The organism is Photorhabdus machadonis, assembly GCF_052657765.1.
Genome location: NZ_CP199761.1, coordinates 5,188,940 through 5,209,580 on the forward strand (window position 1 = coordinate 5,188,940; position 20,641 = coordinate 5,209,580).

Below are 20,641 nucleotides of genomic sequence, written 5' to 3' on the forward strand. Positions count from 1 at the left end.
AAAAACAGAAAACGGACCAGCGGGAGCATTTGAACAGAAACTTACGGTTTTGCCTTTTCGGTAGGCTCTGTACCGTAAGGTTCCCCATCAACAAAATAAGTGCCATTGGGTAATACGTGTTTATAGGGTAGTAAAGATATATGGGCTAATACGTCATCATCAATAACCTCACCATTTTCACGTAACCCTTCAACAATGTTGCTTATTCTTGATGTGTTCCAGTACAGGATTGCATTAGATACCAGACTCAGGGCGCTGGCTTTATTCATGATTTCTTCGTAATCACCAGTCGTGAATTCGCCCTGATTTGCAAAAAAGATCCATCTGGGTAACTTATGTCGGTATTCGCCTTTATTGAGCTGAAGCTGAACCGTACGACGCAAATCCTGATCGGTCATATAGCGCAGAATATATTCCGTCTTAATAATTCGCCCCAGATTGGTAAACGCCTTAGAAAGACGATCAGATGGAAAACTGTTGGTGAGCCTCTCTACGATGACATGGGCCGGTGCTGTACGTTCTTTGAGAGATTGCGATACATGGATCATCGCATCCCATTGCTCCTCAATGATGTCCAGATCTGCCGTTTTATTCAGTAATGGTGTGAAAACGCCATAATTAACCGTACGGTCAACCCGATAAAGTTGTTGATCTTTCAAATCTTTTATCCGTGGCATAAAATAATAACCAAGCAGATAACACAGCGCGAAAATTATTTCGGTATAACCGTGGGTATCTGTAGTATGTTCGCGAATTTTCAGGATTGTGTTATTTTCCAGAATCCCGTCAAGTACATATAAGGCTTCTCTTGGATTACAGGAAATCGCTTTGGTGCTGTACACCGAATATTGATCTGATACGTGCGTATATATCCCAATCGCCTTTTCGTAATAACCATAATAGCGGGGGTAATAGGCTGCAAGGAGGCTGTCTGCTCTGATTCTGAAACGCTGTGCATCAGAAGACGACAATTGCCCCGAACCGTGTACCTGACTGAAAGGAAGTTGATGATGCTGATTTACAATTTCTGCACTGGCGGCTTTAATCGTGTCTTCCCGGACGTAAAACTGCAATACATGCCGCAACATGTCGACGCTGATATCGTTAACGCTGGTACTCATAGCCACCACGCCAAGATTGGTTGCCTGTGATATCAGTGCGGAGATGAGAGTCTTATAAAAATGTTTTGGTCTGCTGTTATGCTGCTGATCGGGAATGAAATGCCTGCTGAAGTGAGTTTGCTGATCAACTTCCATGAGTAATTGCTCTATGCGAATAGAGGGCATACTGGCATCTATGACTTTTTGTAGGCGGGTGACTGACTCAGGAATTTCGGCTTTATCGTCCCGTTGAAGCCTCAGGTTTCCCCCTTTTATTTCGGCAAAAGAGTCAAGTTCGAATCGTTTTTCAGCCTCACCAACTATCTGATGGAATTCAAGTATCAGTGCTGTCTTAACGTTTTCCTGAGTTGGCTGTTGCAGCTCTGTATAAGCCGCTTCACGGGTTGCCTGCCAGTGATGTTGATCCAGCATCAGATCCCAGAACGAGACATGTTGTTTGCTCTGAGGGACAAAGAGATCGCCAGAACGAAGCGCATCCTTCATGGCGATAGCTACACCAAGCTCCCATGCGTTTCGTTGTACTTTTCCATCCTTCCTATTCAGTATCCGCTGTAGCTCGTATGGAACAAAATATGTAGGGACATTACCAGGCAATTTTTTGATTTCACCACTATCAAGCTGGCGCAGGAGCATAATAGCGTCCAGGAGTGATTCTGTTCCTGCTTTTGCCCTGAATGGCAACCGAAGAAACTCAGAAAAGTATTTACGGAGTCCTGGATAACGGGCAACCAGAATATCACCAAGACCACGCTCCTCAAGACGTTTAAAAGCATGCAGGTCGTCCACTGACCCCAGTAGTCTTTTTTCGTTAACAGATTGCCAGAGATCTTTTTTAAATAATGGCCCGTCATCCTGACTACCCAGAAGCCAGTTTGTTACCTCAAGTATTGTATCGATTGCTTTTTTCTGTCGTTTACGAAGCTCACGATGTTTCTGTTCATGAAGACGTTTTCCGTGACGTAATAAGTCCATAATAAACTGGTCGTGCATTTTCACCAGGTTATCGAGTAATACCTTCCGGGTTTCCAGCAAAAAACATAACATCAGAGAATAGCGCTTTGGTGCCTTAAAACGCTTAATATCTCTGGCAGAGTAACGACACGCCAGTTTATAGAGGTAACTCATAAACGCGGGATCAACAACAACCGAACTGATAGTATCGAGTTCACAATTATCAAGCACATAATATCGTTTCATATAGCGCTTAATTGACGTGACTGTGGCTGATGGCGGGGACTCCTTGAGCAGATAGAACAATGAGCGTTGATCTCCTGGCAACGTTACCAGCAGATCATCGATAGCCAGCTTAATCCCGGCAGAAAGCTGGTTATGCAGAGTTTCGAACATTCGCTCATGTACCTGAGCACAGATGCTGATAATTAGACGCTCAATTACTGTTGGTCCTGGCAAAATTACCCTGGCAGAAAGTAAATATTGCCCGGCCCGAAGAAACAGATCGTCCGGTAAAAAACCTTTCTCAGCCTGTTTTACTAACCAGATTTTAAGGTCCGACTGAATGTTTTCGTCATAACGGATAAAGCCCAGATAGGTCAGTATATTTTTACGTTGTTCAGCAAGTGTCGCTTCTCGCTCAGGTGAAGCAACGCTCAGTGATGGTGGTAAGGCAAGCTGGTTATTCAGGTAGCTCACAATGCGTGGTGATACGCTACCTATGTCCTGGATAAATCTGCCATAAAGACGGACTGCGCAAATCTGAATGGCGATAAACAGACGGGAACGGGCCCGGTAGCGACCAATTTCCTGTTGATCGGATGTGGTTAGCGTCCAGTCCCTCGCCATTTCCTCGTCAGAGAAATCCTGTGGCAACGTAACCGGCTGGTAACGTTGTCGCTGAGTCAGAAATCTTTCGTTTGCTGACACCGTCACCACCTCCTGAAGTTTACCGTCCCGTTGATATGTTTGTGAGGAACATGGCCGCACTCACACAGTAAAGAAAACCCTGGTTTGTGAGAATCGAATGTGTCGCTTTTCGCATGACGCAGTTTCAGAGTTTAGCGATTCTCGAAATCCATTCTTGAAACTCTATTCTTAATTCACTATGCTCACAATGAGTTTCGATAAAATAAATATTGATATGCTCAGCCGCGCCGATTGGTACCACAATAAGTCAAGGTAAATTGATACTATGGAACACATGGCACTCGATACCATCAAGAAGCATCTTCAGGAGCATTTCAGTGATGGCTTAGTGATGATCGTGGGGTCGGGTCTGTCTTGTGCTGAAGGACTTCCTGGTATGGGAGAATTGGCTAGGCACTTATCTACCGAGTTGGGTGCAGGGCTTTCCGTACCAGATATAGAACTGTGGAATAGAATCCAACCTCGTTTAGCAACTCAAGGACTCGAGGCCGTACTACTTGAAATAGCACCAAGCGCAACACTTGAAGCCGCAATAACGGCCTCAACCGGGGCACTTATAGCCAATAGAGAGAGGCAGGTAGTGTCTGAAGTTTTTAATGGTGGAAAGACGCTTCGATTAACCCGGCTTCTTGCTCATTTACTGAAGCCCCCATCTGGATTACCGATCATAACAACGAACTATGACAGGCTTGTTGAAATTGCGGTTGAAGAGGCTGGGATTGGCGCAGATACAATGTTTATTGGAAGATTTGCTGCTTCTCTGAATGAACGAGAGAGTAAACTGAGTTTTTGCCATAAAGTTACCTGGAAAAAGCCAAACATAACTTATCACTATCGCCAAAGGGCTTTAATCTGCAAACCTCATGGGAGCCTTGATTGGTATCTTCGCAATGGGGGCCCCGTGGCCTACCCTGGTGAATTGGATGAGGTAATACGCCTTATCATTACCCCAGGACAGAACAAATTCAGGAACGGTTATGCAAGTCCATTTGATCATCATCGAAACAAAGCGAATGACTCGATCGATAGGGCAAGTAGATTTTTGATTCTTGGCTATGGGTTCAACGATGATCACTTGGAAACCCATCTGATTCCAGCGATAAAAAACGGCAAGCCTACCCTTATTTTATCCCATACGCTGACGCAGAATGCGGCGAATTTGGCGCTGACATATATGAATGTCACAGCTATTGAAAGTCATACCGAAGCGGGTGTTATCGGAACAAGATTAACGATAAACAAAATGCAGCAGTTTATTCCACACCTGGAAATCTGGGATGTTCACAAATTTATAGATGAGGTTCTTGAACCATGAGCGAAAATTTTGCAGCTCTTCAATTCTCTGATACTGAACAACTAGGTAAGGTTGCTGCGGTCGATACCAGCCGTGTCACTATTGATGTTTCAAATTCCGTTCTTCTAACTCGCCTTGGGATCGGTAATTTGATCGCGATTAGGGGCAGCACCGAAAGGGAGTATCTGATCGCGATGGTGGAACGGGTAACCCGTAGTATGCGTGATGAATTACCCGATGAGCTACCGGAAGAAGGCGAAGATGGAATACTGGTATCTATGCCCACAGATCTGGTTCGGGGGGCTTTGATTGGTACCTTTCGCACAGTTGATGGTGATAAGAAAAATACGTTCAAACGTGGAGCTGATACTTTCCCTCAGATTGACCGTGATTGTTTCGTTATAGACGCGGCAAATTTACAGAGGTTTATGGGTATCTTCATATACAGGATCTTAAGAATTAAGTCGTTCAAAACACGCATCCAATGTTTTGTTTTTAGACGACTTTCTTTGCGGTGTTTTGAATGCATTCTGGGATAAATAGGCTTTGGCTTTTTCCAGCCAAAAACACGTTTCCGACCATGCCCTTTGGAGGAGATTTTCTATTATGGGTTTTAACCAGATCTCCGTATTTTGGGCCGCTTTAAGCAGTGAAACCGCTGGGAATAATCGCCTTGCCAGCGAGCGTCTGAGCAACAACGCTAATAAGCTCAGCCAGATAAGCCCCGTGACCAACGTTTCTTTTCGTGTCGTAAACCGGTGCCAGTTCGTGTGTGATTTGAGTTCTTTAAACAACAGTTCTATTTGCCAGCGGCAACGATAAATATCCATGATGTCATTGGCTGTAAATTCCTCGACTGATAAGTTAGTCAGCCAGAGACAGAAACGTTTTTCTTCAGCAAACCAACGGCGGATCAGGCGAAACTCATAGCCATTACGCCGACAAATCAGCTCCAACACCTCAGAACGATTCGTTCTGCGTGTCACGGATTTCAGGGGCTTATCGGACAGCTTCGATAAGATTTTTCCCTGACCATTGCGTGCCCTGATTATTTGGGGATTAAGCGATTTACCGCCCCGCACAATAAACGAACCGCCTGAGCGTGAGAGTTGTTCAAAATACTCAAAATCGACATAACCGGCATCCGCTAATAATAATTGGTCATGCAATGTTGCCGGAATAGGCAGGTGAGTCCGCTCAGAGGCGGTATCTGCAGTAACAGCCATTTTCACGGGAGACTGGGTTAATAATGACAAGGTCATGTGACATTCCACTGCCGCTGCGGTTGCCTGAAATCGACAAGGAAAAACATCAGCCAGTGCCGAATGGACTTTAAATGAACTGCCATCCTGTAAAATAACATTTTGAAATTTGGCGAGTTTTTTGGGCAGGACGAGGTGCTTTTCAGCCCATTGTGCCATGGCAAACCTGACCAATATTTTGACAAATTCAACAAAAGCCGCTTTCCGTAGCTGATTATAAAAAGGACGGTAGCTAACGTGTTGTTTTTCATCGGGGCACAGGCCATTAAATTTTTGGTGTAGCTGAGCTATAGACGTCACTTTCCCCGAACTGAGCGCTGTGATAAGACTGAGAATAAGCGTATGAGGCTCGATATTTCTCACGCGCTGAATAAACCCGCAGCGAAGCGCCATTTTTTGCAAAGAAACGTCACTGAAGAATTGCATTAATTGGTGTTTTATAGCGATAATCGTCACAGGCTTCATCCGTGGTTTTGGTATTAGTTTGGCGACGATTATCAGATCATAAATGAAGCCTTTTTTCTATCTAAAATATACAGTTACTGCTTAAGAGCCTGTATATGTGGGTATCTTAGGAGCTGAATATCCTGAAAACGAACGTTTAAAGTTGGGGAATTTTGTTGCGGACAGAAAGGCAGAGGCCGTCATTAGTGGGGACAAATTCTTCCAGCGCCACGCCGCTATTTTAGGTAGCACCGGCTCAGGTAAAAGCTATGCAGTAGCTCTTATCTTGGAGCGAGCATCGAAACTAAAATATCCGAACATCGTGGTGTTCGATATGCATGGTGAATACGCTCCCTTGGCTAATACCGAAAAAGGTGGTTTTGCGACACGTTTCCGTATTGCTGGACCAGGGGACCTGGAAAACCCGAAGGGTGATGCTCTTTTTCTCCCTTATTGGTTACTCAACCGGGATGAAATGCTTTCAATGATCCTTGATCGAAGCGATCAAAATGCCCCTAATCAGGCATCACGTTTTACTCTCCATGCCCGGGCTCTGAAACAACTGACGCTAGAAAAAGAGGGGAAAGTCGACGTTCTTAAAACATTCACAGTAGACTCGCCTGTACCATACTCACTTGAGGGACTACTAGAGTTGCTTCGAAAGGACAATGTAACCAAAGGTGTTGGTAAAAATGGTAGCCCTATAACAGGCGAATGGGAAAATAAATTAACACGTTTCATTTCCCGACTTGAAGCCAAGCTCGACGATCGCCGATATGGTTTTATGTTCGCTCCTCCATCAGCAGCGAATGAATACGGATGGCTCGGTACTCAGGTACAACGATTACTTACATCTGATAGTGGTCAGGGAATAAAGATCATTGATTTTTCTGAGGTTCCCTCTGATGTATTGCCTGTTGTTACAGGAACTCTTGCACGGCTTTTGTATGATGTACAATTTTGGACAGAACCTACCAAACGGTCGCCAGTCACACTTTTATGCGATGAAGCCCATTTGTACCTGCCGGTACGTAACGACGCGGATGCAGTACAAAAGCAGGCATTAGGCGCGTTCGAACGCATCGCTAAAGAAGGACGAAAGTATGGATTCTCCCTTTTGGTAGTGAGTCAGCGACCATCGGATGTTAGCAAAACTATTCTGAGTCAGTGCAATAATTTCCTGTCTTTACGCCTTACCAACGATTCAGATCAAGGAGTGATAACTCGTCTGATGCCTGATTCGCTGGCCGGACTCACGAGTATCCTGCCACTTCTTGATACTGGTGAAGCATTGATGTTAGGTGATGCCGTATTATTGCCATCACGGATCCGACTGGATAAGCCTGTAATCACTCCTGATAGTGCTACCCGGGATTTCTGGAAGGAATGGGGTTGCCAACCAGCTAATACCGAAGCTATTAATCTTGCAGTTGAAGCATTGCGCAGCCAGACGCGAGACAAGCCATGTTAATCGGTTACGCGCGGGTTTCAACACAGGACCAATGTCTTGATTTACAGAAAGAAGCTTTAATAAAAGCAGGGTGCGAAAAAATATTTGAGGACACCGTGAGTGGTATGCGCTCCGATCGTCCCGGCCTAGCTAAGGCAATGGAAATATTGCGTAAAGAGGATACTTTGGTCGTCTGGAAGCTGGATCGTCTTGGCCGAAGCGTTAAACAACTGGTAGATATGGTTGGAAATCTGCACAAACAAGGTATCCAGTTTAAGAGTCTCACTGATGCTATCGATACAGGCACGCCATCAGGGCGTTTTTTTTTCCATGTAATGGCTAGTCTTGCTGAAATGGAGCGCGAACTGATTGTGGAACGTACTCGTGCCGGACTAGAAGTTGCCAGGCAGTTAGGTCGTAAAGGAGGACGGAAGCCTAAAATGACCAGCAGCAAAATTGAATCAGCCAAAAAACTACTGGCCGGTGGTATCCCTCCCAGAGATGTAGCTAAAAATCTCGGTGTCTCTGTACCAACGTTATACCGTTGGCTACCGGCATCAAAGCATTCTTAGATTGCATACACATGCAGGAATTTACGGTTTAAATACTCCACAAAAAGTGAAACCGTAAGTTTCTGTTCAAATGCTCCCGCTGGTCCAAAACGCAATCCGGCGGTGAAAACCACGGCCAGCCCATCGATTGAAGCATTCACCTTTGGCGATCCGATCCCCGTCCTTGACCGGCGCGAGGTGTTTGATTATTTGGAATGTGTGCTAGTCGATAATTGGTATGAACCCCCAATCAGTTTTAACGGGCTGGCGCTGTCGTTTCGCTCGGCACCGCACCACAGCAGCGCGGTTTATGTCAAACGCAACATCCTGACCAGTACCTTTATCCCACATCGGCTACTTAGCCGACAGGCATTCTATTCATGGGCGCTGGACTTTATGCTGTTTGGCAATGCTTATCTTGAACAACGCAAGAATCGCCTCGGCCAGCCTTTGAAGCTGCATCATTGCCCAGCCAAGTTCACCCGACGCGGTGAAGACCTGGAAACCTACTGGTTTGTGAAATATGGCTACAACAACCAGCCGTACCCGTTCCCGACGGGGCAAGTGTTTCATCTGATTGAACCCGATATTAATCAGGAACTTTACGGATTGCCGGAATATTTAGCTGCTTTGCCGTCGGCATTGCTAAATGAATCGGCTACGCTGTTTCGCCGCAAGTATTACCTGAACGGTTCCCATGCAGGCTACATCCTGTATATCAGCGATGCGTCACAAAACCTATCCGACATCGACAATATCCGCGATGCGCTGAAAAATTCCAAGGGGCCAGGTAATTTCCGCAATCTATTTTTATATGCGCCGGGCGGTAAAAAAGACGGTATCCAGACTATTCCACTATCTGAAGCCGCAGCTAAAGACGAATTTTTAAATATCAAGAATGCCAGCCGTGACGACAGATTGGTGCGGGGAATGGGGGGTTATGCCCCCTTATGCGCACCCGCAACAAAAGAATAAAAAACGATCACTTTATTAATGATAAGGATATTTTGATATCGTTAACACCACAGGCACGCGCATAGCGACTGAGTGTATCAATGGATGCCTTAACGATATTTCTTTCTATTTTTGATACAGTCGGTGGTTTGATACCCATTTTTTCAGCAACCTGAGCGCTGGTCAGCCCAGCATGTTTCCGCCATTCAGTCAGCATATTCTGCATCTCAATCGCGAACTCAAGCTCTTTCTCCTCTTCCGCTAACGTGGCTTTAAATCGGGGGTTTTCTTTGGTTCTTTCCTCAATGTAGAGGTCTAAGTCATCACGCATCATATTTCCTCTTAATCTCATGATGGTTCTGTCAGTTCATTTTTTCGCGCAATCGCTATCCTGAGTTCATTCAGGGGAGTGGCATTAGTTTTTTTCACAAAGCATCTTAACAGATAGATTTTCTTCCCTGCGGCATAACAAAAAAAACTTCTGGCTATTCCGTCTTTGGCTTTTGCTCTCAACTCAAACAGCCCTTTATATCCCTCTATCGGTTTTGAATGCGGCTCTCTCAGGCTGGTTGGGTTTTCCCTCAAACGCTTAATTAACGCGACCATGCGCAATTCCAGCGAGTCAGGCAGTGATTTTAATTCTTCCTTAAAAGCATCATGAAACTTAATTTCAAACATTCGACAATCCCCGATTGATGCCTAAATAATAGCCCTTGAGCTAAATTAGCGCAAGAGCTAAGTTAGCCCTTGTGCTAATAATATCTAGCATCGACACATAGCAATAACCCGCTTTGAAAGCGGGTTTAGTGATAATCGCGTGACATGTCACACAATCACAACTGCAATTTTAGTTCATACCAGCCCGACGTATTCCAACAGGCAGCCTCGCCAAAGAAGCAGTATTCCGTCACCGGATGCGGATCAGCAACGCCAGATATTCAACCACCTCATAGGGATCGTGCCCCGGTCGTTTCAGTGAACAACTTCGATTTAACGAGGTAATTCATCATTTCCTAGAGTGATACTCCGTTGTAACGCATCATTATTTATTCCTCGCTTGCATTAAAATTCGTTTCCCAATCCATGCTATTACAGGCACAGCCATTGAATTTCCGATTGCCCGGTAACGGTGACCATCAGGACAATCAGCTGAAGCCTTGCCATTCCACGGAATTTGGGTGTGATTATCGGGAAAACCTTGCAACCGCTCGCACTCAATAGGCGTTAAACGACGCACGACACCCCGCGTTGCGATCAGGTCAGTGGCGCTTTTATCGTCTCTAGCTCTCAGGGTTGAGGAAATATCATCCGTTCGGTACTCACCAAACGAAAGCAAACGGTATGTTGATATCAGTCCACTGCCACGCTGGGAAAACAGCTCCTGATTGCTCATTCCGATACCGCCGACATTGTGGCTCTGGTTTAATGTCGGATGCGGGTTTAGTCCTGACTCCCAGTGACTGCCGATAACAGTACGGCTTCCAGCATTTCCGGTAACTGTTTCCCTCGCCGTTCTGCGCGGTTCAGAATCCCGGCACATGCTGCCTGGCTCAAAAAGTATTTTTGCGGGACAGATGTCTGTTTTAGCACTTGCGACAACAAACACACGGCGACGTCGCTGGGCCACTCCGAAATATTGAGCGTCCAGCACCCGCCATGCAACAGCTCTTTGTGGTCCAGACACATAACCTGAGTTCGTCCATTTCTTCCTTGACGACTGCAATGGTTCATCTTCTCCGGTAAGTCCCGCAAGAAAACAACCAAAGGCATTATCCTTACTGGATAGAACTCCGGGGACATTTTCCCAGACGATAATTGAAGGCTGTTCTCCGTTTGCTGCTCTGACTGAATCAATGACATTTGCCAACTCCACGAATGATAATGTTAGTTTTCCCCGCTCATCGTCCAACCCATTACGCAGACCCGCAATGCTGAACGCCTGACAGGGTGTACCACCAACCAGAATATCCGGCGCATCGGCCTGATTTTCGGTAATCATGGCGGGGATTTCAGTCATATCCCCCAGATTTCGGACATAAGGCCAGTGATATTGCAGTACCGCACTGGGGAATTTCTCAATTTCACTGAACCATGCCGGAGACATACCCAGCGGTTCCCATGCCACACTGGCTGCTTCAATACCGGAACAAACCGAACCGAAACGCATATTCACGATAGGTTTTTCCTCATTTCACCAATATTCTTAATCCGCTGCCACAGCACATCACGGCGCTCCTGTTTCTGACATTCCGTTTCTATCGGAATAAAACTGCCATCCGTCCATAACTTGAACGACTGTTCACCTATGTTGATTTTTCCTCCGATGATTAATGACTTCGCCATAGCCCGGCTAAAATCCATGCCGATTGAATCCGCATAATCAATAACTTTTTCCACTAACAGATCACCGCCTCTGGCCGCACTGTCACACCCCGTACAGTTATTGACAGAACTCCAAGGATTAGAACCATTAAGCGAGAAAAATGTTGCTATGACCTATCTCACAACACCAGAGATAGAACTACTGCTTAATTCTCTAAATAAAGAGGAAAAAAAGCTGGCTTTACTTTGCCTTAGCACTGGCGTTCGCTGGGGGGAAGCGGAAAGTCTGGCCGCTCAACAGGTATTAAAAGGCCGTGTAATTTTTCTAAATACCAAAAATGGAGATCAACGCATCGTTCCCATTTCTGACAAATTAGAGAAAGAAATCCGTGGTAAAAAGAAAATGGGCAAGCTGTTCAATGTTGACTACATAAATTTCTGCAAGATCTTACATGTAGTAAAGCCCGACTTACCTAAAGGACAAGCAACTCATGTCCTCAGGCACACTTTTGCCAGCCACTTCATGATGAATGGAGGGAATATAATTGCATTACAACAGATATTAGGGCACGCCAGCATAATCCAAACAATGGTCTATGCACACCTTGCCCCGGACTATCTGCAACATGCCATTACATTAAACCCTCTTAAGGGTGGGATAGACGTAGAATAAAGCTAGAGAGTGTGGCGAGCGTCCACCGAACGTCCACACTCAAAAACTTTCGTATACTTTCTAACCCCTTCATCCTTTTTTATGTTGTTGTTTTACAAAGAAATGCGTTGTAAGTGACTGAAAAAAAAGGCCCTAAAAAGGGCCTGAAAGACAGGGATGGCGTTTGTTTTTCAAACATAACACATTGTAATAAAAGGATTTATTTAAGTAAGTGTCCACACTTTGACCACATCGACATAAGCCCCGATTTTTTTCGGGGCTTCAGGACATTGGTAATGCAGCCTCATTTGCTGTACACTTGATGTATTAACTATTAATACATCGGTGAAATATGAGAAAAATTACTACTGTCAGTATGGGCGAACAACTTGACAGGTTCGTACAGCATATGATTGAAAGTGGCCGTTATGGAAATGCCAGTGAAGTTATGCGTTCGGCGCTGCGTTTGCTGGAGCAACAAGAAGCTTACGATGAGATTGTACGCAAAGCGGTTATTGCTGGCTTGGAAAGTGGGGAAAGCTCGCTGACCCTACGGGATATAGCGGAACAACGGAAACACAGACATAATGTATAAGCTCACGGATCAGGCTGCTGAAGATTTTGCTGGGATTTATGATTATACACTTTTGCAATTCGGTGAAGTTCAGGCTGACCATTATACGGAGGCACTGGAAGCATTTTTTGACACACTAGCTGAAATGCCACATATAGGGAGGGAATACCCATCTGTCCCAGGTGTCATGCGGGTTGAGTTTCACCGCCACACAGTTTTCTATACTATCCGGGATACCGATATTCTGATTGCACGTATCCTTCATCAACAGATGAATCACCCCCGTTATCTTCTTTGAGCGGGCGGGGGATTAGACCGGGTTAATGAGGAAAATGGAGACATTATTATTCATAATGAAAGAAACCCCGTTATTTTCAACGAAGTTTGTCAGCAGTTTGAAACCCCTCATATATGTATGAGGGGTTATAAGCCCTTTGCGGGAGAAATTTTTAACAAAGCCCTCACGGGGAATAATCATACTCTAGTTGATAAAATCCAAAAGTCAACTTTCAGATTTACCGATAAGATTTGATGCTCCAATGATTTTGGTTATTGCACGTTGTATCTTTTCAATATCTTCACACGTCAAATATTGCTGAAATCGTTCATAGTCAAAATAACGTGCTCAAGCATCAAAAATATTCGTTTTTGGTAACTAATCTTCATGCCACTTCACCTTGCCAAAAAATTTATACACAAGCCATTTTTGCAAAAACAAACCAGATTAAATAAAATATATAGCAATTAAATCTTTAATTATCATAAATAACAAATTAAACATTAAGACTATTGTTAAGTAAGTTTTGACAAAAAAAGCACCAAGAAATGTTACATATATCGTCAGCTATATTTCTAATAACTGACGGTTAACTTTATGATTAACAAACGTTTAAAAGCAGCTCGTTTACGTGCAAATATCACGCAAGAAAAACTCGGAATTGCGGCTGGCATAGATGAAAAGTCAGCACGAGCGAGAGTGTCGCAGTATGAAAATGGAACGCATCAGCCAACCTTTGAAATAATGTGCGCATTTTCCAAAGTGTTAAACGTTCCTGAATGTTATTTTTATATTGTAGATGATGATTTTTCTGATGCTGTTTTAGCTATCCATCAGATTTTAGTGAATTACAGACACGCACCTGAAAATTGAATATAGTTTAAGGCGACTATGGGATAAATCCTTTCCCCACCACACCGAGGCCCCTCAGAAAAAATATTTTTCACATAAAAAAAGCGCCCCACTATAAATAATGGAACGCTTTTTTTAATTATTTACTCATCGACAACTATTCGTTCAGAATACCAGCACGGTCTGTTGTCCACTATCAGGATGCGGTGGAACCGCTTCAATCAATGTCGGCTTGGTGACGAACCGCACAAAGGTTTCATGACTAACAAACGTTGAGCCACAATTAATATTTTGGCACTGGTTGTAACGTTCCTTAGTTTGGGTTGTGTGTTCAAAACTGCTGCGAGTGTGGGCGGCATGACCGCATAAGGGGCATCTCATCACAACGCGAATACCTCAACAAGCAGGTTGCCATAGCTGAAACTGGCACTAAAGCAACTATATCATATCTGAATCAGAAATTTTCACTTCCAATTGCAAGGATGACGTTAATCCACTGTCATTCAGTGTGTGTGTGACAGTCACCAGCGTCCAGTCTGCCGTGTCGATTTCGGGCTTAAAGCCGCTCACCCTGACTTTCATTTCAGGGAACAACTCTGGCCGCCCCTTTGCCAGTTGGATTGAGAACGAAGCAACACCGCGCTGAATTTTCTCCCATTCTGCTTTAGCTGCACGTTCGGCATTGGCCTTGTTAGCATAGATGTGCTTCATCACAAAAACGTTGCCCTCACTGCCAACCAGATAATGGTCCTGTTTTTTCTCTTCTTGCTGCTGATTGGTCTTACTTCGCTTGCGTTTGACAGTGATATTCTCTTTTTGCTTCGGGTTACGGATATTAAGCCAACTGGCGGAAACGCCGGTGTAAGCGCCCCGGTCAGCCAGTGAAAAACAGTGACCGTCTCCAGACTGCCGGGTAATGATAACCGAAGGCAGGGACTGTCCGCTGGCGGCTTTGTTCTGCCCCTGTCGGATAAAAAGCAAATAGCCATTCTTGATCATGGCAATGGCACCCTCCTGTTTTGCCAACCGGGTTAGAAAATTGCCGTCGGATTCGCTGGTCTGGTCAATATGACTGAGGGTGATGTTGGCTAGCATTTTGTCCACTTTCGGCGTCAAATCGTTACGCATGGCAATAGTGTGCACAATATCGCTGATCGTTTTCTGGTGATAAGCCACCTCGCGATTGATATTAAGCGTCGCCCGAAAATCTGCACTACGGGCACGGATGATTATCTTGTCCGGCGCACCACTGTATTCGATTTCATCCACAATAAATTTACCTTTGTGGATCAGTGATTCCCCCTGCCAGCCCAGATGCAGAGATAACTCCGTCCCACGACGAGGCAGAGATAACAGACCATCGCTATCATTCAGTTCAATATCCAACTGGTCAGCCTCAAAACCCCGATTGTCGGTTAGATTCAGGGAAATTAACCGTGACTGAATGCGGGCATTGACATTTTTGTCACCAGCACTGAGAACATACACAGGTGTATTAGTTTTGCCGGTTACCCAATCTAGTTTTAGCATATCAGGTAAAGAAATCATGAAAATAGCCCGCCCAATTTGTGTGTGACACGGGTTTTCAAGTCAGTCATTTGGGTGCGAAGGTCGCCGAACATCTCCCCTAAATTGTCATCCACACGGCGCAACGTGACGGTAAAGTCAATTTTACAAGCGGTACCGTCGATAAAAAATTCACTTTTGGTCTGGTCGATACTTTCAATAATAAACATGCCGTAAATCGTGCCGCTACCATCCAGAAATGACCATGCCTTGCCACTCTCAGCCATCAATTGCAGGGCCAGCAAGGACAACCGGCCTCCGGTGATTTCAGGGTACAGGGTACCGGACAGTATAATAGTATCGTTATTTGGCCCCATAAACTGGAAAGCAGGACGGGCACCCACCCGATTGTTAAATCCATAGCGCCATGATTGTTGGTGTTGCAAGCTCTGGTATGGCGTGGTTTTCAGCATAAAGACAAATAAACCCAATGCGGCCATCATGAATAAAAGTCCTCTCTATCAGAAAATGAGCTACGGGCGCGGGCGCGTTGTTGTTGCTCACGGCGATCCAGTTCACGAGCCACCGCCTGAGCAATATCCTGTGCGGATTGTGCGGGAACGGCGTGTATATGAATTTCATAAATGGATCGTCTGTTGTCCTGGATCTGGTTAGCAACTGAAACAACCGATGTCTGATACTGTGACGCGGGCAAACTGTATGGATGCAACGGAGCATTTTGGGCGCTGACTGGCGAGACTGCCCCTACAGATAGGGCCGCGATTGTCGCCAATGCAGCCGTTTGACGGCGACTGGTGACGCGGGCGGGGCCATTGATGATCTCCGGGCCATATTCCCCCACGATACCAATCTTGCCCGTCGGGATGTAACCACCTTTATCGAATCCACCCGCCAGTATGCCGCCAATCGTACCAGTAGCTTCCTTATAAGCATTCAATGCCGCCTTTTGCCTGGGATCTTGGTTTTCTTCCTGCATAAAGTCAGGAGTCAAGGCGTCTTTAACCATCTTGCCCAGTTCGGAGAATTTCTTTTTCAGGGATTCCCATTTTTCCTCAATGCCTGCCTTAAGATTTTCAACAAACTCACCGCCAATCTTCTTAAATTCGGACGGAATTTTTTTCGTGTCAGCGACCAGCTCATTCCATTTGGCTAATGCCCGCTGTTTGATGTTTTCCCATGTGGTGGAAACAGAGTTCGAAATGTTGTTCCATAAGTTCTGGAACCACGGGCCGAGTTTGTCCCAATATTTCCAGATCAGGTAAGCGCCCACAGCAATCAAACCGATAACCGCTAAAATGGGGTTTGTCCACATAACATGCCCCAGCCACATCGCCATTTTCCCAATATAGGAAAACACGTTACCAAGACGTAGCATTGAACCTGCTCCCTTGATACCCAACACTGACAGGCCAAATTTAACGATTGCCAGTGGTCCCAACAGAGCAACCAATGCCAGCGTAATCGCACCAAAAACCGTCAAAATAATACCCAGCCCGATACTCACCATTGTTAACGTTTTGGTCAATTCAGGGTTGGCCTTCATCCACTCACCCGTTTTACTGATAATTTTGGTGATACGCTGGGTGATCCCACTCAAGGGACTGTTCACACCGCCAAAAATTTGAATACCGATATCTTCCCACGCCGATGACAGACTTTTCAGGTCGCCGTCAAGGTTATTAGTCATAGTATCGGCGACTTTCCTGGCCTCACCTTGGGCGTTCTTCAATTCCTTGATGAATTTCTGCAATTCCCCCGTACCGGCTCTTTCAGCCAATACCGACAGAGCGGAAAAGGCTTCTTCCCCGGCAATGGCTTTGAAAATGCCGGCACGCTGAGCGTTACCCATTTTAGTCGTTTTCTTGTCCAGCTCAGTCAGGATATCCGGCAAGGCACGGAGATTACCCTTGGCATCCTTAGTCTGAATGTTCAGTTTTGCCAACGCTTTCGCGGCAGCAGCAGGCGGTTCAGCCAGTCGTCCTAAAATGGATCTTAGGGAGGTACCCGCCATACTACCCTGAATACCGGCATCACCGAGCTTACCCGTCGCCGCAGCGGCGGTTTCAATATCAACCCCTAAGCCTGCCGCTACAGGGGCAACATACTTCATGGTGTCACCCAGCATCATCAGATTAGTGTTAGAACGAGTAAAGGCACCCACTAGTACGTCACTCACCCGTTCCATTTCTTCGGATTTCAGCTTAAAACCCGTCAGGATATTGGAACCAATGTCCGCCGTCGCGGCTAAATCGGTATCACCCGCCAATGACATCGCCAATGTACCAGGCATGGCTGATCGTATCTGGTCTGGAGTAAAGCCGGCCATTGCATAAAAACTCTGTCCCTGCGCGACCTGATTGGCGGTGAATGCCGTTGTTGCGCCTAAATGCCGCGCCTGCTCCTGCAATTTTTTTAGTTCGGGAGAATGCTTATCCAGACGGGTCAGCGCTTGCACCTTCGACATCCCCACGTCAAAGTCATAACCCGGCATCATCACCCGTTTAGCACCATAGAGCGCACCAACACCCGCTGCCGTTACCGCAGCACCGGTTGCCGTCATTTGGTTATGCACATCTTTCATTTTTTGGTAGCGAGAGCGGGCATTAGCCAACCGTTGTTCCTGCTGTCTCAAACGCCCAAGCTGCTGCTCCTGTTGCTGGAGCATATTGGTTGTGTGGTTGATGTCCGCGTTTATCCGTCTCTGCGCCTGTCCAAGCTGGTTAGTTGAGATACCGCTGGCGCGCAAGGCATCACGCTGACGTTGCAGGGACTGACTCAGGGATTGATTTTTTTCCTCGAACTGCCTGGCTGCGTTTTTTGCCCGCTGTAGCTGGTTGATTTGGGCCTGTGTCGGGTTCTGACTGGCGTTAATTTCACGGTTCAGTGCTGCCACGCGTTCGGTAGCGCTGCGGTAAACCTGCCGGGTTTCTAGCAATTGGTGCTTTACCTTGCGAAAACCATCGATCCGTCCTCCCGGAGTTGCTGGCGCGACTGGCGAAGGGTTTCAGCCAGCCGTTTGTTAGAAGCCTGCGCACTCTTGAAAGGACGGGTAATTTTATCAACGGCATTCAGGATAACTTGCAGGCGTAAGTTTCGGTCACTCATTATCGGCCCCACTCCGTTTCATGGCCCGGTAACGCCATGCCAACAATTCAGGCAGGCCCATCTCAGTTGTCACAGCAGGCGGCCAATGAAACACGGTGGCAATATCTGCCACCAGTTCATCAACGGTTATTGATGCTGGAAATCGGACTTCACCGACTTCGGCAACAAAAAATTAACCACCTCAATGCAGAGGTTAATCAGATCGCCGGGCGACATCAGCAACAAATCATTTTTAGTCAGTGCCGGCGCGGTGACACGAGGCAAAACCAACATCATAGAATCGACGTCCATTTCCATCAGGGCCTGCAAACGGGCACCACGCAGTGCGCCACTGTTGGGCTTACGCACAACGACATCGCTGATGGTGGTTGCACCACGGGTAATAGGTTCTTCCAATGTCACTGTAGCGTGTTCCGGCTGGGCAACAGGGGTTTGTTCAATCATGGTGAATGTTCCTATGGTGATTTATAGATGATAAGCGTTCAATTGTTACAAACCGATGGCGCGTCGGTGGGCTTCCAGACGGTCAACACCACCAACGATTTCCACCATATTAACGGTGTCGATTTCGATCAGGACTTCTCCATCCCACGTTAGTTTAAAGTAGGTATTTTTGGCGCTGACTTTGGTCTGGCTGTTGTCGCCCTGTTTGTAGCTGCCGTGGTCAAATTCCAAAAAGCGGCCACGCATCACGACTTCGACCGCAATCACTTCCCCGGTATCATCACGCTGAAAGGAACCGTTAAAGCGCAGAGAAACACCGTCCACTTTCTCAATACCCCACTGTCGGTAAAGTTGGGACTCGACACCACCGAGAGAAAATTCGACATCTAGTGCGCCATCATCCAGCCCCAAGTCCACCGAGGCAGTGCCATTCATACCACCGCCGCGATAGGCTTCAAGCTTACGGCTCAGTTTAGGAAGCGTCATTTCTTCTACAACACCGATGTAATTGTTGCCGTCATTGAACAAATTCAGGTATTTGAGTTTACGAGGTAATGCCACGAGTAGCCCCTTAGCTGTTAATGCCGTTGGCGAAATTCATCAGGTACTGGTCAGTGATGCGCTGGCGCAACAGCAGGTTTTCCAATGGCGGGATCGGCGTGTAGTTGTAATCAATGAACAGTTTGCCTGCTTTCAGGGTGTCCTTGGTGTTAACACTGTCGTCATACCAGCACTGACCGTCGATCAGGTAACCATTGGATTTCAGTTCACGCAGCTTGGCATTAATACCTTCGATAATGTCGCGTACCAGCGAAGGTGTCAGTGGCTTGTCAATCGCCCACATATGCGCATCAGCCATCGTGTCAGCCAGTACCTGCGCCGTGCGTGTGTAACTTTCGAACTGAAACAGTGGATCATCCGAACAGGTGCGGGAACCCCAGAAGCGAAAACCGTCCTTGCGGATCAAGGTCGTAACGGCGCTCTGGTTAAGTAGGTTGGCATCGGTGGCAACATCTTGCAAATCCCAAAAAACATCGGCAGAAATCCCTGTCACACCATTAACACCAACGTTGGACAGGGTTTTATGCCAGCCGGTTTCCTCGTCGATTTTGGCACGCAGGCCCAACGCACGAGCAGTTGCGTATGCAATAGACCCGCTATTTTTGACCGTATCCCAACTGAGGAAGTCCGGCCAAATCAACATCAGTTCGCGCTGGTTAAAGTTGTTGCGGTAGTTGATAGCCTCTGAGATGGTCTTGCAGCCATAGGCGTTTACATAAGCCATTGCCCGCAATTTCTGGGCAATACCCGCGAGAGCCGCCGCAACAGGTTGGGCATCGTGACCGGGTATACCTAGAATGCGTGGTTTAACACCGAGCTGACCTTGTGCCGCAAGCAGCGCCTGCATTCCCATTTTTTTACCATCGTCGGTAACACCGCCAATGATATTCGACGTGGTTTCGACTTCGGTTTCCCCTTGAGCCACACGCACAACAACAGTCACGGGTTTGGACTGGTCGGCAATTGCTCGCAGAGCATGGGACAGTGTGCCCGTTTTTCCAGCCTTACTACTGGCAGTCAGAACGTCGGTTAACAAGACAGGTGTGTTCAAGGGAAAAGTTTTGGTGTCAGCATCATCCGCTGTGCAGACTAGCCCGACAATAGCGGTGCTGACAGTGGTAATGGTGCGCGTGCCCTCATTGATTTCCTGCACGCGGACGCCATGATGATAATCTTGTGCCATAGCGAAAGACTCCCGTAATGATGATTTCGCTATGGTGATCGCTGTGACAATAAAATTCAGTTGATTGGGTAAGTATCAGGGATAGCACAAAGTGGAGGATATCAAAAAAGTCACAAGGACATTTACCCCCTGAGCAATTAATAAGAAGTCATCGAATTAAAAGATTCAGTCGTTACATTACGCACTA

General features: G+C 46.4%; 22 protein-coding genes and 3 pseudogenes. 9 read left to right on the forward strand and 16 right to left on the reverse strand.

Annotated features, from left to right (window positions below; translation table 11 throughout):
* Positions 1-41 precede the first annotated feature (41 nt).
* The gene (locus ACUN2T_RS24990) at positions 42-3,008 is read right to left on the reverse strand and encodes a Tn3 family transposase (RefSeq protein WP_445495555.1); all 2,967 of its coding nucleotides are present in this window, start codon (positions 3,006-3,008) and stop codon (positions 42-44) included.
* Between the two features lie 259 nt (positions 3,009-3,267).
* Between ACUN2T_RS24990 and ACUN2T_RS24995 the strand changes: the two genes are divergently transcribed.
* Positions 3,268-4,317, forward strand: a complete 1,050-nt coding sequence (locus ACUN2T_RS24995) for an SIR2 family protein (RefSeq protein ID WP_445495556.1) — start codon at positions 3,268-3,270, stop codon at positions 4,315-4,317.
* On the forward strand, positions 4,314-4,835 hold the full coding sequence (locus tag ACUN2T_RS25000) for a hypothetical protein (RefSeq protein WP_445495557.1): 522 nt from the start codon (positions 4,314-4,316) through the stop codon (positions 4,833-4,835). The genes ACUN2T_RS24995 and ACUN2T_RS25000 overlap by 4 nt, the downstream gene beginning before the upstream one ends.
* Here the strand turns inward: ACUN2T_RS25000 and ACUN2T_RS25005 are convergent.
* A complete protein-coding gene (locus ACUN2T_RS25005; RefSeq protein WP_445497818.1) occupies positions 4,749-6,014 on the reverse strand; it encodes an IS4 family transposase in 1,266 nt (421 codons plus the stop codon). The genes ACUN2T_RS25000 and ACUN2T_RS25005 overlap by 87 nt on opposite strands.
* Positions 6,015-6,120: 106 nt before the next feature.
* On the opposite strand from ACUN2T_RS25005, the gene ACUN2T_RS25010 reads away from it, so the two are divergent.
* Both ACUN2T_RS25010 and ACUN2T_RS25015 read left to right on the forward strand, forming a co-directional pair.
* Entirely contained in the window at positions 6,121-7,473 is a 1,353-nt protein-coding gene (locus tag ACUN2T_RS25010; protein ID WP_445495558.1) for an ATP-binding protein, read from the forward strand.
* Positions 7,467-8,024, forward strand: a complete 558-nt coding sequence (locus ACUN2T_RS25015; RefSeq protein ID WP_445495559.1) for a recombinase family protein — start codon at positions 7,467-7,469, stop codon at positions 8,022-8,024. Before ACUN2T_RS25010 ends, ACUN2T_RS25015 begins: the two co-directional genes overlap by 7 nt.
* Here ACUN2T_RS25015 and ACUN2T_RS25020 read toward each other — a convergent pair.
* Complete coding sequence (locus tag ACUN2T_RS25020; protein ID WP_445497998.1) at positions 8,021-8,164, reverse strand: hypothetical protein; 144 nt, start codon at positions 8,162-8,164, stop codon at positions 8,021-8,023. The two genes, ACUN2T_RS25015 and ACUN2T_RS25020, sit on opposite strands and share 4 nt — an antisense overlap.
* On the opposite strand from ACUN2T_RS25020, the pseudogene ACUN2T_RS25025 reads away from it, so the two are divergent.
* A pseudogene (locus ACUN2T_RS25025) lies at positions 8,127-8,924 on the forward strand (phage portal protein); the annotation flags it as partial. The gene ACUN2T_RS25020 and the pseudogene ACUN2T_RS25025 overlap by 38 nt on opposite strands.
* A 61-nt stretch (positions 8,925-8,985) precedes the next feature.
* Here the strand turns inward: ACUN2T_RS25025 and ACUN2T_RS25030 are convergent.
* The 4 genes and pseudogenes from ACUN2T_RS25030 to ACUN2T_RS25045 form a co-directional block, all read right to left on the reverse strand.
* Positions 8,986-9,291, reverse strand: a complete 306-nt coding sequence (locus tag ACUN2T_RS25030) for a helix-turn-helix domain-containing protein (protein WP_051691050.1) — start codon at positions 9,289-9,291, stop codon at positions 8,986-8,988.
* Between the two features lie 14 nt (positions 9,292-9,305).
* Positions 9,306-9,635 carry a type II toxin-antitoxin system RelE/ParE family toxin gene (locus ACUN2T_RS25035; protein WP_445495560.1) on the reverse strand — a complete coding sequence of 110 codons (330 nt, stop codon included), beginning with the start codon at positions 9,633-9,635 and terminating at the stop codon, positions 9,306-9,308.
* A 388-nt stretch (positions 9,636-10,023) separates the two neighbouring features.
* Positions 10,024-11,124 (reverse strand): annotated as a pseudogene (locus ACUN2T_RS25040) (DNA cytosine methyltransferase); the annotation flags it as partial.
* A 2-nt stretch (positions 11,125-11,126) separates the two neighbouring features.
* On the reverse strand, positions 11,127-11,354 hold the full coding sequence (locus tag ACUN2T_RS25045; protein WP_445495561.1) for a hypothetical protein: 228 nt from the start codon (positions 11,352-11,354) through the stop codon (positions 11,127-11,129).
* A gap of 55 nt (positions 11,355-11,409) precedes the next feature.
* Between ACUN2T_RS25045 and ACUN2T_RS25050 the strand changes: the two are divergent.
* The 4 genes and pseudogenes from ACUN2T_RS25050 to ACUN2T_RS25065 form a co-directional block, all read left to right on the forward strand.
* Positions 11,410-11,952 (forward strand): annotated as a pseudogene (locus ACUN2T_RS25050) (tyrosine-type recombinase/integrase); the annotation flags it as partial.
* 331 nt (positions 11,953-12,283) lie between these two features.
* The gene (locus ACUN2T_RS25055; protein WP_036811444.1) at positions 12,284-12,526 is read left to right on the forward strand and encodes a type II toxin-antitoxin system ParD family antitoxin; all 243 of its coding nucleotides are present in this window, start codon (positions 12,284-12,286) and stop codon (positions 12,524-12,526) included.
* Positions 12,519-12,803: a type II toxin-antitoxin system RelE/ParE family toxin gene (locus tag ACUN2T_RS25060; RefSeq protein ID WP_105394682.1), complete on the forward strand. Its 285-nt coding sequence runs from the start codon at positions 12,519-12,521 to the stop codon at positions 12,801-12,803. The genes ACUN2T_RS25055 and ACUN2T_RS25060 overlap by 8 nt, the downstream gene beginning before the upstream one ends.
* A 576-nt stretch (positions 12,804-13,379) precedes the next feature.
* A complete protein-coding gene (locus tag ACUN2T_RS25065) occupies positions 13,380-13,655 on the forward strand; it encodes a helix-turn-helix domain-containing protein (RefSeq protein WP_036811420.1) in 276 nt (91 codons plus the stop codon).
* Between the two features lie 144 nt (positions 13,656-13,799).
* On the opposite strand, the gene ACUN2T_RS25070 is transcribed toward ACUN2T_RS25065, so the two are convergent.
* Genes ACUN2T_RS25070 through ACUN2T_RS25110 form a run of 9 tightly spaced genes read right to left on the reverse strand, consistent with a single transcriptional unit; the run spans position 13,800 to position 20,454 of the window.
* Positions 13,800-14,018 carry an ogr/Delta-like zinc finger family protein gene (locus tag ACUN2T_RS25070; RefSeq protein ID WP_149616300.1) on the reverse strand — a complete coding sequence of 73 codons (219 nt, stop codon included), beginning with the start codon at positions 14,016-14,018 and terminating at the stop codon, positions 13,800-13,802.
* A 54-nt stretch (positions 14,019-14,072) separates the two neighbouring features.
* Positions 14,073-15,182: a phage late control D family protein gene (locus ACUN2T_RS25075; protein ID WP_445495562.1), complete on the reverse strand. Its 1,110-nt coding sequence runs from the start codon at positions 15,180-15,182 to the stop codon at positions 14,073-14,075.
* Positions 15,179-15,643, reverse strand: a complete 465-nt coding sequence (locus tag ACUN2T_RS25080) for a phage tail protein (protein ID WP_445495563.1) — start codon at positions 15,641-15,643, stop codon at positions 15,179-15,181. Before ACUN2T_RS25080 ends, ACUN2T_RS25075 begins: the two co-directional genes overlap by 4 nt.
* Positions 15,640-18,096 carry a phage tail tape measure protein gene (locus tag ACUN2T_RS25085; protein WP_445495564.1) on the reverse strand — a complete coding sequence of 819 codons (2,457 nt, stop codon included), beginning with the start codon at positions 18,094-18,096 and terminating at the stop codon, positions 15,640-15,642. Before ACUN2T_RS25085 ends, ACUN2T_RS25080 begins: the two co-directional genes overlap by 4 nt.
* An 8-nt stretch (positions 18,097-18,104) precedes the next feature.
* On the reverse strand, positions 18,105-18,266 hold the full coding sequence (locus ACUN2T_RS25090) for a hypothetical protein (protein ID WP_445495565.1): 162 nt from the start codon (positions 18,264-18,266) through the stop codon (positions 18,105-18,107).
* Positions 18,259-18,378: a GpE family phage tail protein gene (locus tag ACUN2T_RS25095; RefSeq protein ID WP_051560792.1), complete on the reverse strand. Its 120-nt coding sequence runs from the start codon at positions 18,376-18,378 to the stop codon at positions 18,259-18,261. The genes ACUN2T_RS25090 and ACUN2T_RS25095 overlap by 8 nt, the downstream gene beginning before the upstream one ends.
* Positions 18,379-18,392: 14 nt before the next feature.
* Entirely contained in the window at positions 18,393-18,710 is a 318-nt protein-coding gene (locus ACUN2T_RS25100; RefSeq protein WP_214089442.1) for a phage tail assembly protein, read from the reverse strand.
* A gap of 45 nt (positions 18,711-18,755) precedes the next feature.
* Positions 18,756-19,271 carry a phage major tail tube protein gene (locus ACUN2T_RS25105; protein WP_445495566.1) on the reverse strand — a complete coding sequence of 172 codons (516 nt, stop codon included), beginning with the start codon at positions 19,269-19,271 and terminating at the stop codon, positions 18,756-18,758.
* Between the two features lie 10 nt (positions 19,272-19,281).
* Entirely contained in the window at positions 19,282-20,454 is a 1,173-nt protein-coding gene (locus tag ACUN2T_RS25110) for a phage tail sheath protein (protein ID WP_445495567.1), read from the reverse strand.
* Positions 20,455-20,641 lie beyond the last annotated feature (187 nt).

Coding starts and splice junctions, on each gene's coding strand:
- ACUN2T_RS25080 (WP_445495563.1), bottom strand. CDS start 15,643: ATGATGGCCGCATTGGGTTTATTTGTCTTTATGCTGAAAACCACGCCA.
- ACUN2T_RS25100 (WP_214089442.1), bottom strand. CDS start 18,710: ATGATTGAACAAACCCCTGTTGCCCAGCCGGAACACGCTACAGTGACA.
- ACUN2T_RS25000 (WP_445495557.1), top strand. CDS start 4,314: ATGAGCGAAAATTTTGCAGCTCTTCAATTCTCTGATACTGAACAACTA.
- ACUN2T_RS24995 (WP_445495556.1), top strand. CDS start 3,268: ATGGAACACATGGCACTCGATACCATCAAGAAGCATCTTCAGGAGCAT.
- ACUN2T_RS25035 (WP_445495560.1), bottom strand. CDS start 9,635: ATGTTTGAAATTAAGTTTCATGATGCTTTTAAGGAAGAATTAAAATCA.
- ACUN2T_RS25075 (WP_445495562.1), bottom strand. CDS start 15,182: ATGATTTCTTTACCTGATATGCTAAAACTAGATTGGGTAACCGGCAAA.
- ACUN2T_RS25030 (WP_051691050.1), bottom strand. CDS start 9,291: ATGATGCGTGATGACTTAGACCTCTACATTGAGGAAAGAACCAAAGAA.
- ACUN2T_RS25060 (WP_105394682.1), top strand. CDS start 12,519: ATGTATAAGCTCACGGATCAGGCTGCTGAAGATTTTGCTGGGATTTAT.
- ACUN2T_RS25015 (WP_445495559.1), top strand. CDS start 7,467: ATGTTAATCGGTTACGCGCGGGTTTCAACACAGGACCAATGTCTTGAT.
- ACUN2T_RS25090 (WP_445495565.1), bottom strand. CDS start 18,266: ATGAGTGACCGAAACTTACGCCTGCAAGTTATCCTGAATGCCGTTGAT.
- ACUN2T_RS25110 (WP_445495567.1), bottom strand. CDS start 20,454: ATGGCACAAGATTATCATCATGGCGTCCGCGTGCAGGAAATCAATGAG.
- ACUN2T_RS25055 (WP_036811444.1), top strand. CDS start 12,284: ATGAGAAAAATTACTACTGTCAGTATGGGCGAACAACTTGACAGGTTC.
- ACUN2T_RS25065 (WP_036811420.1), top strand. CDS start 13,380: ATGATTAACAAACGTTTAAAAGCAGCTCGTTTACGTGCAAATATCACG.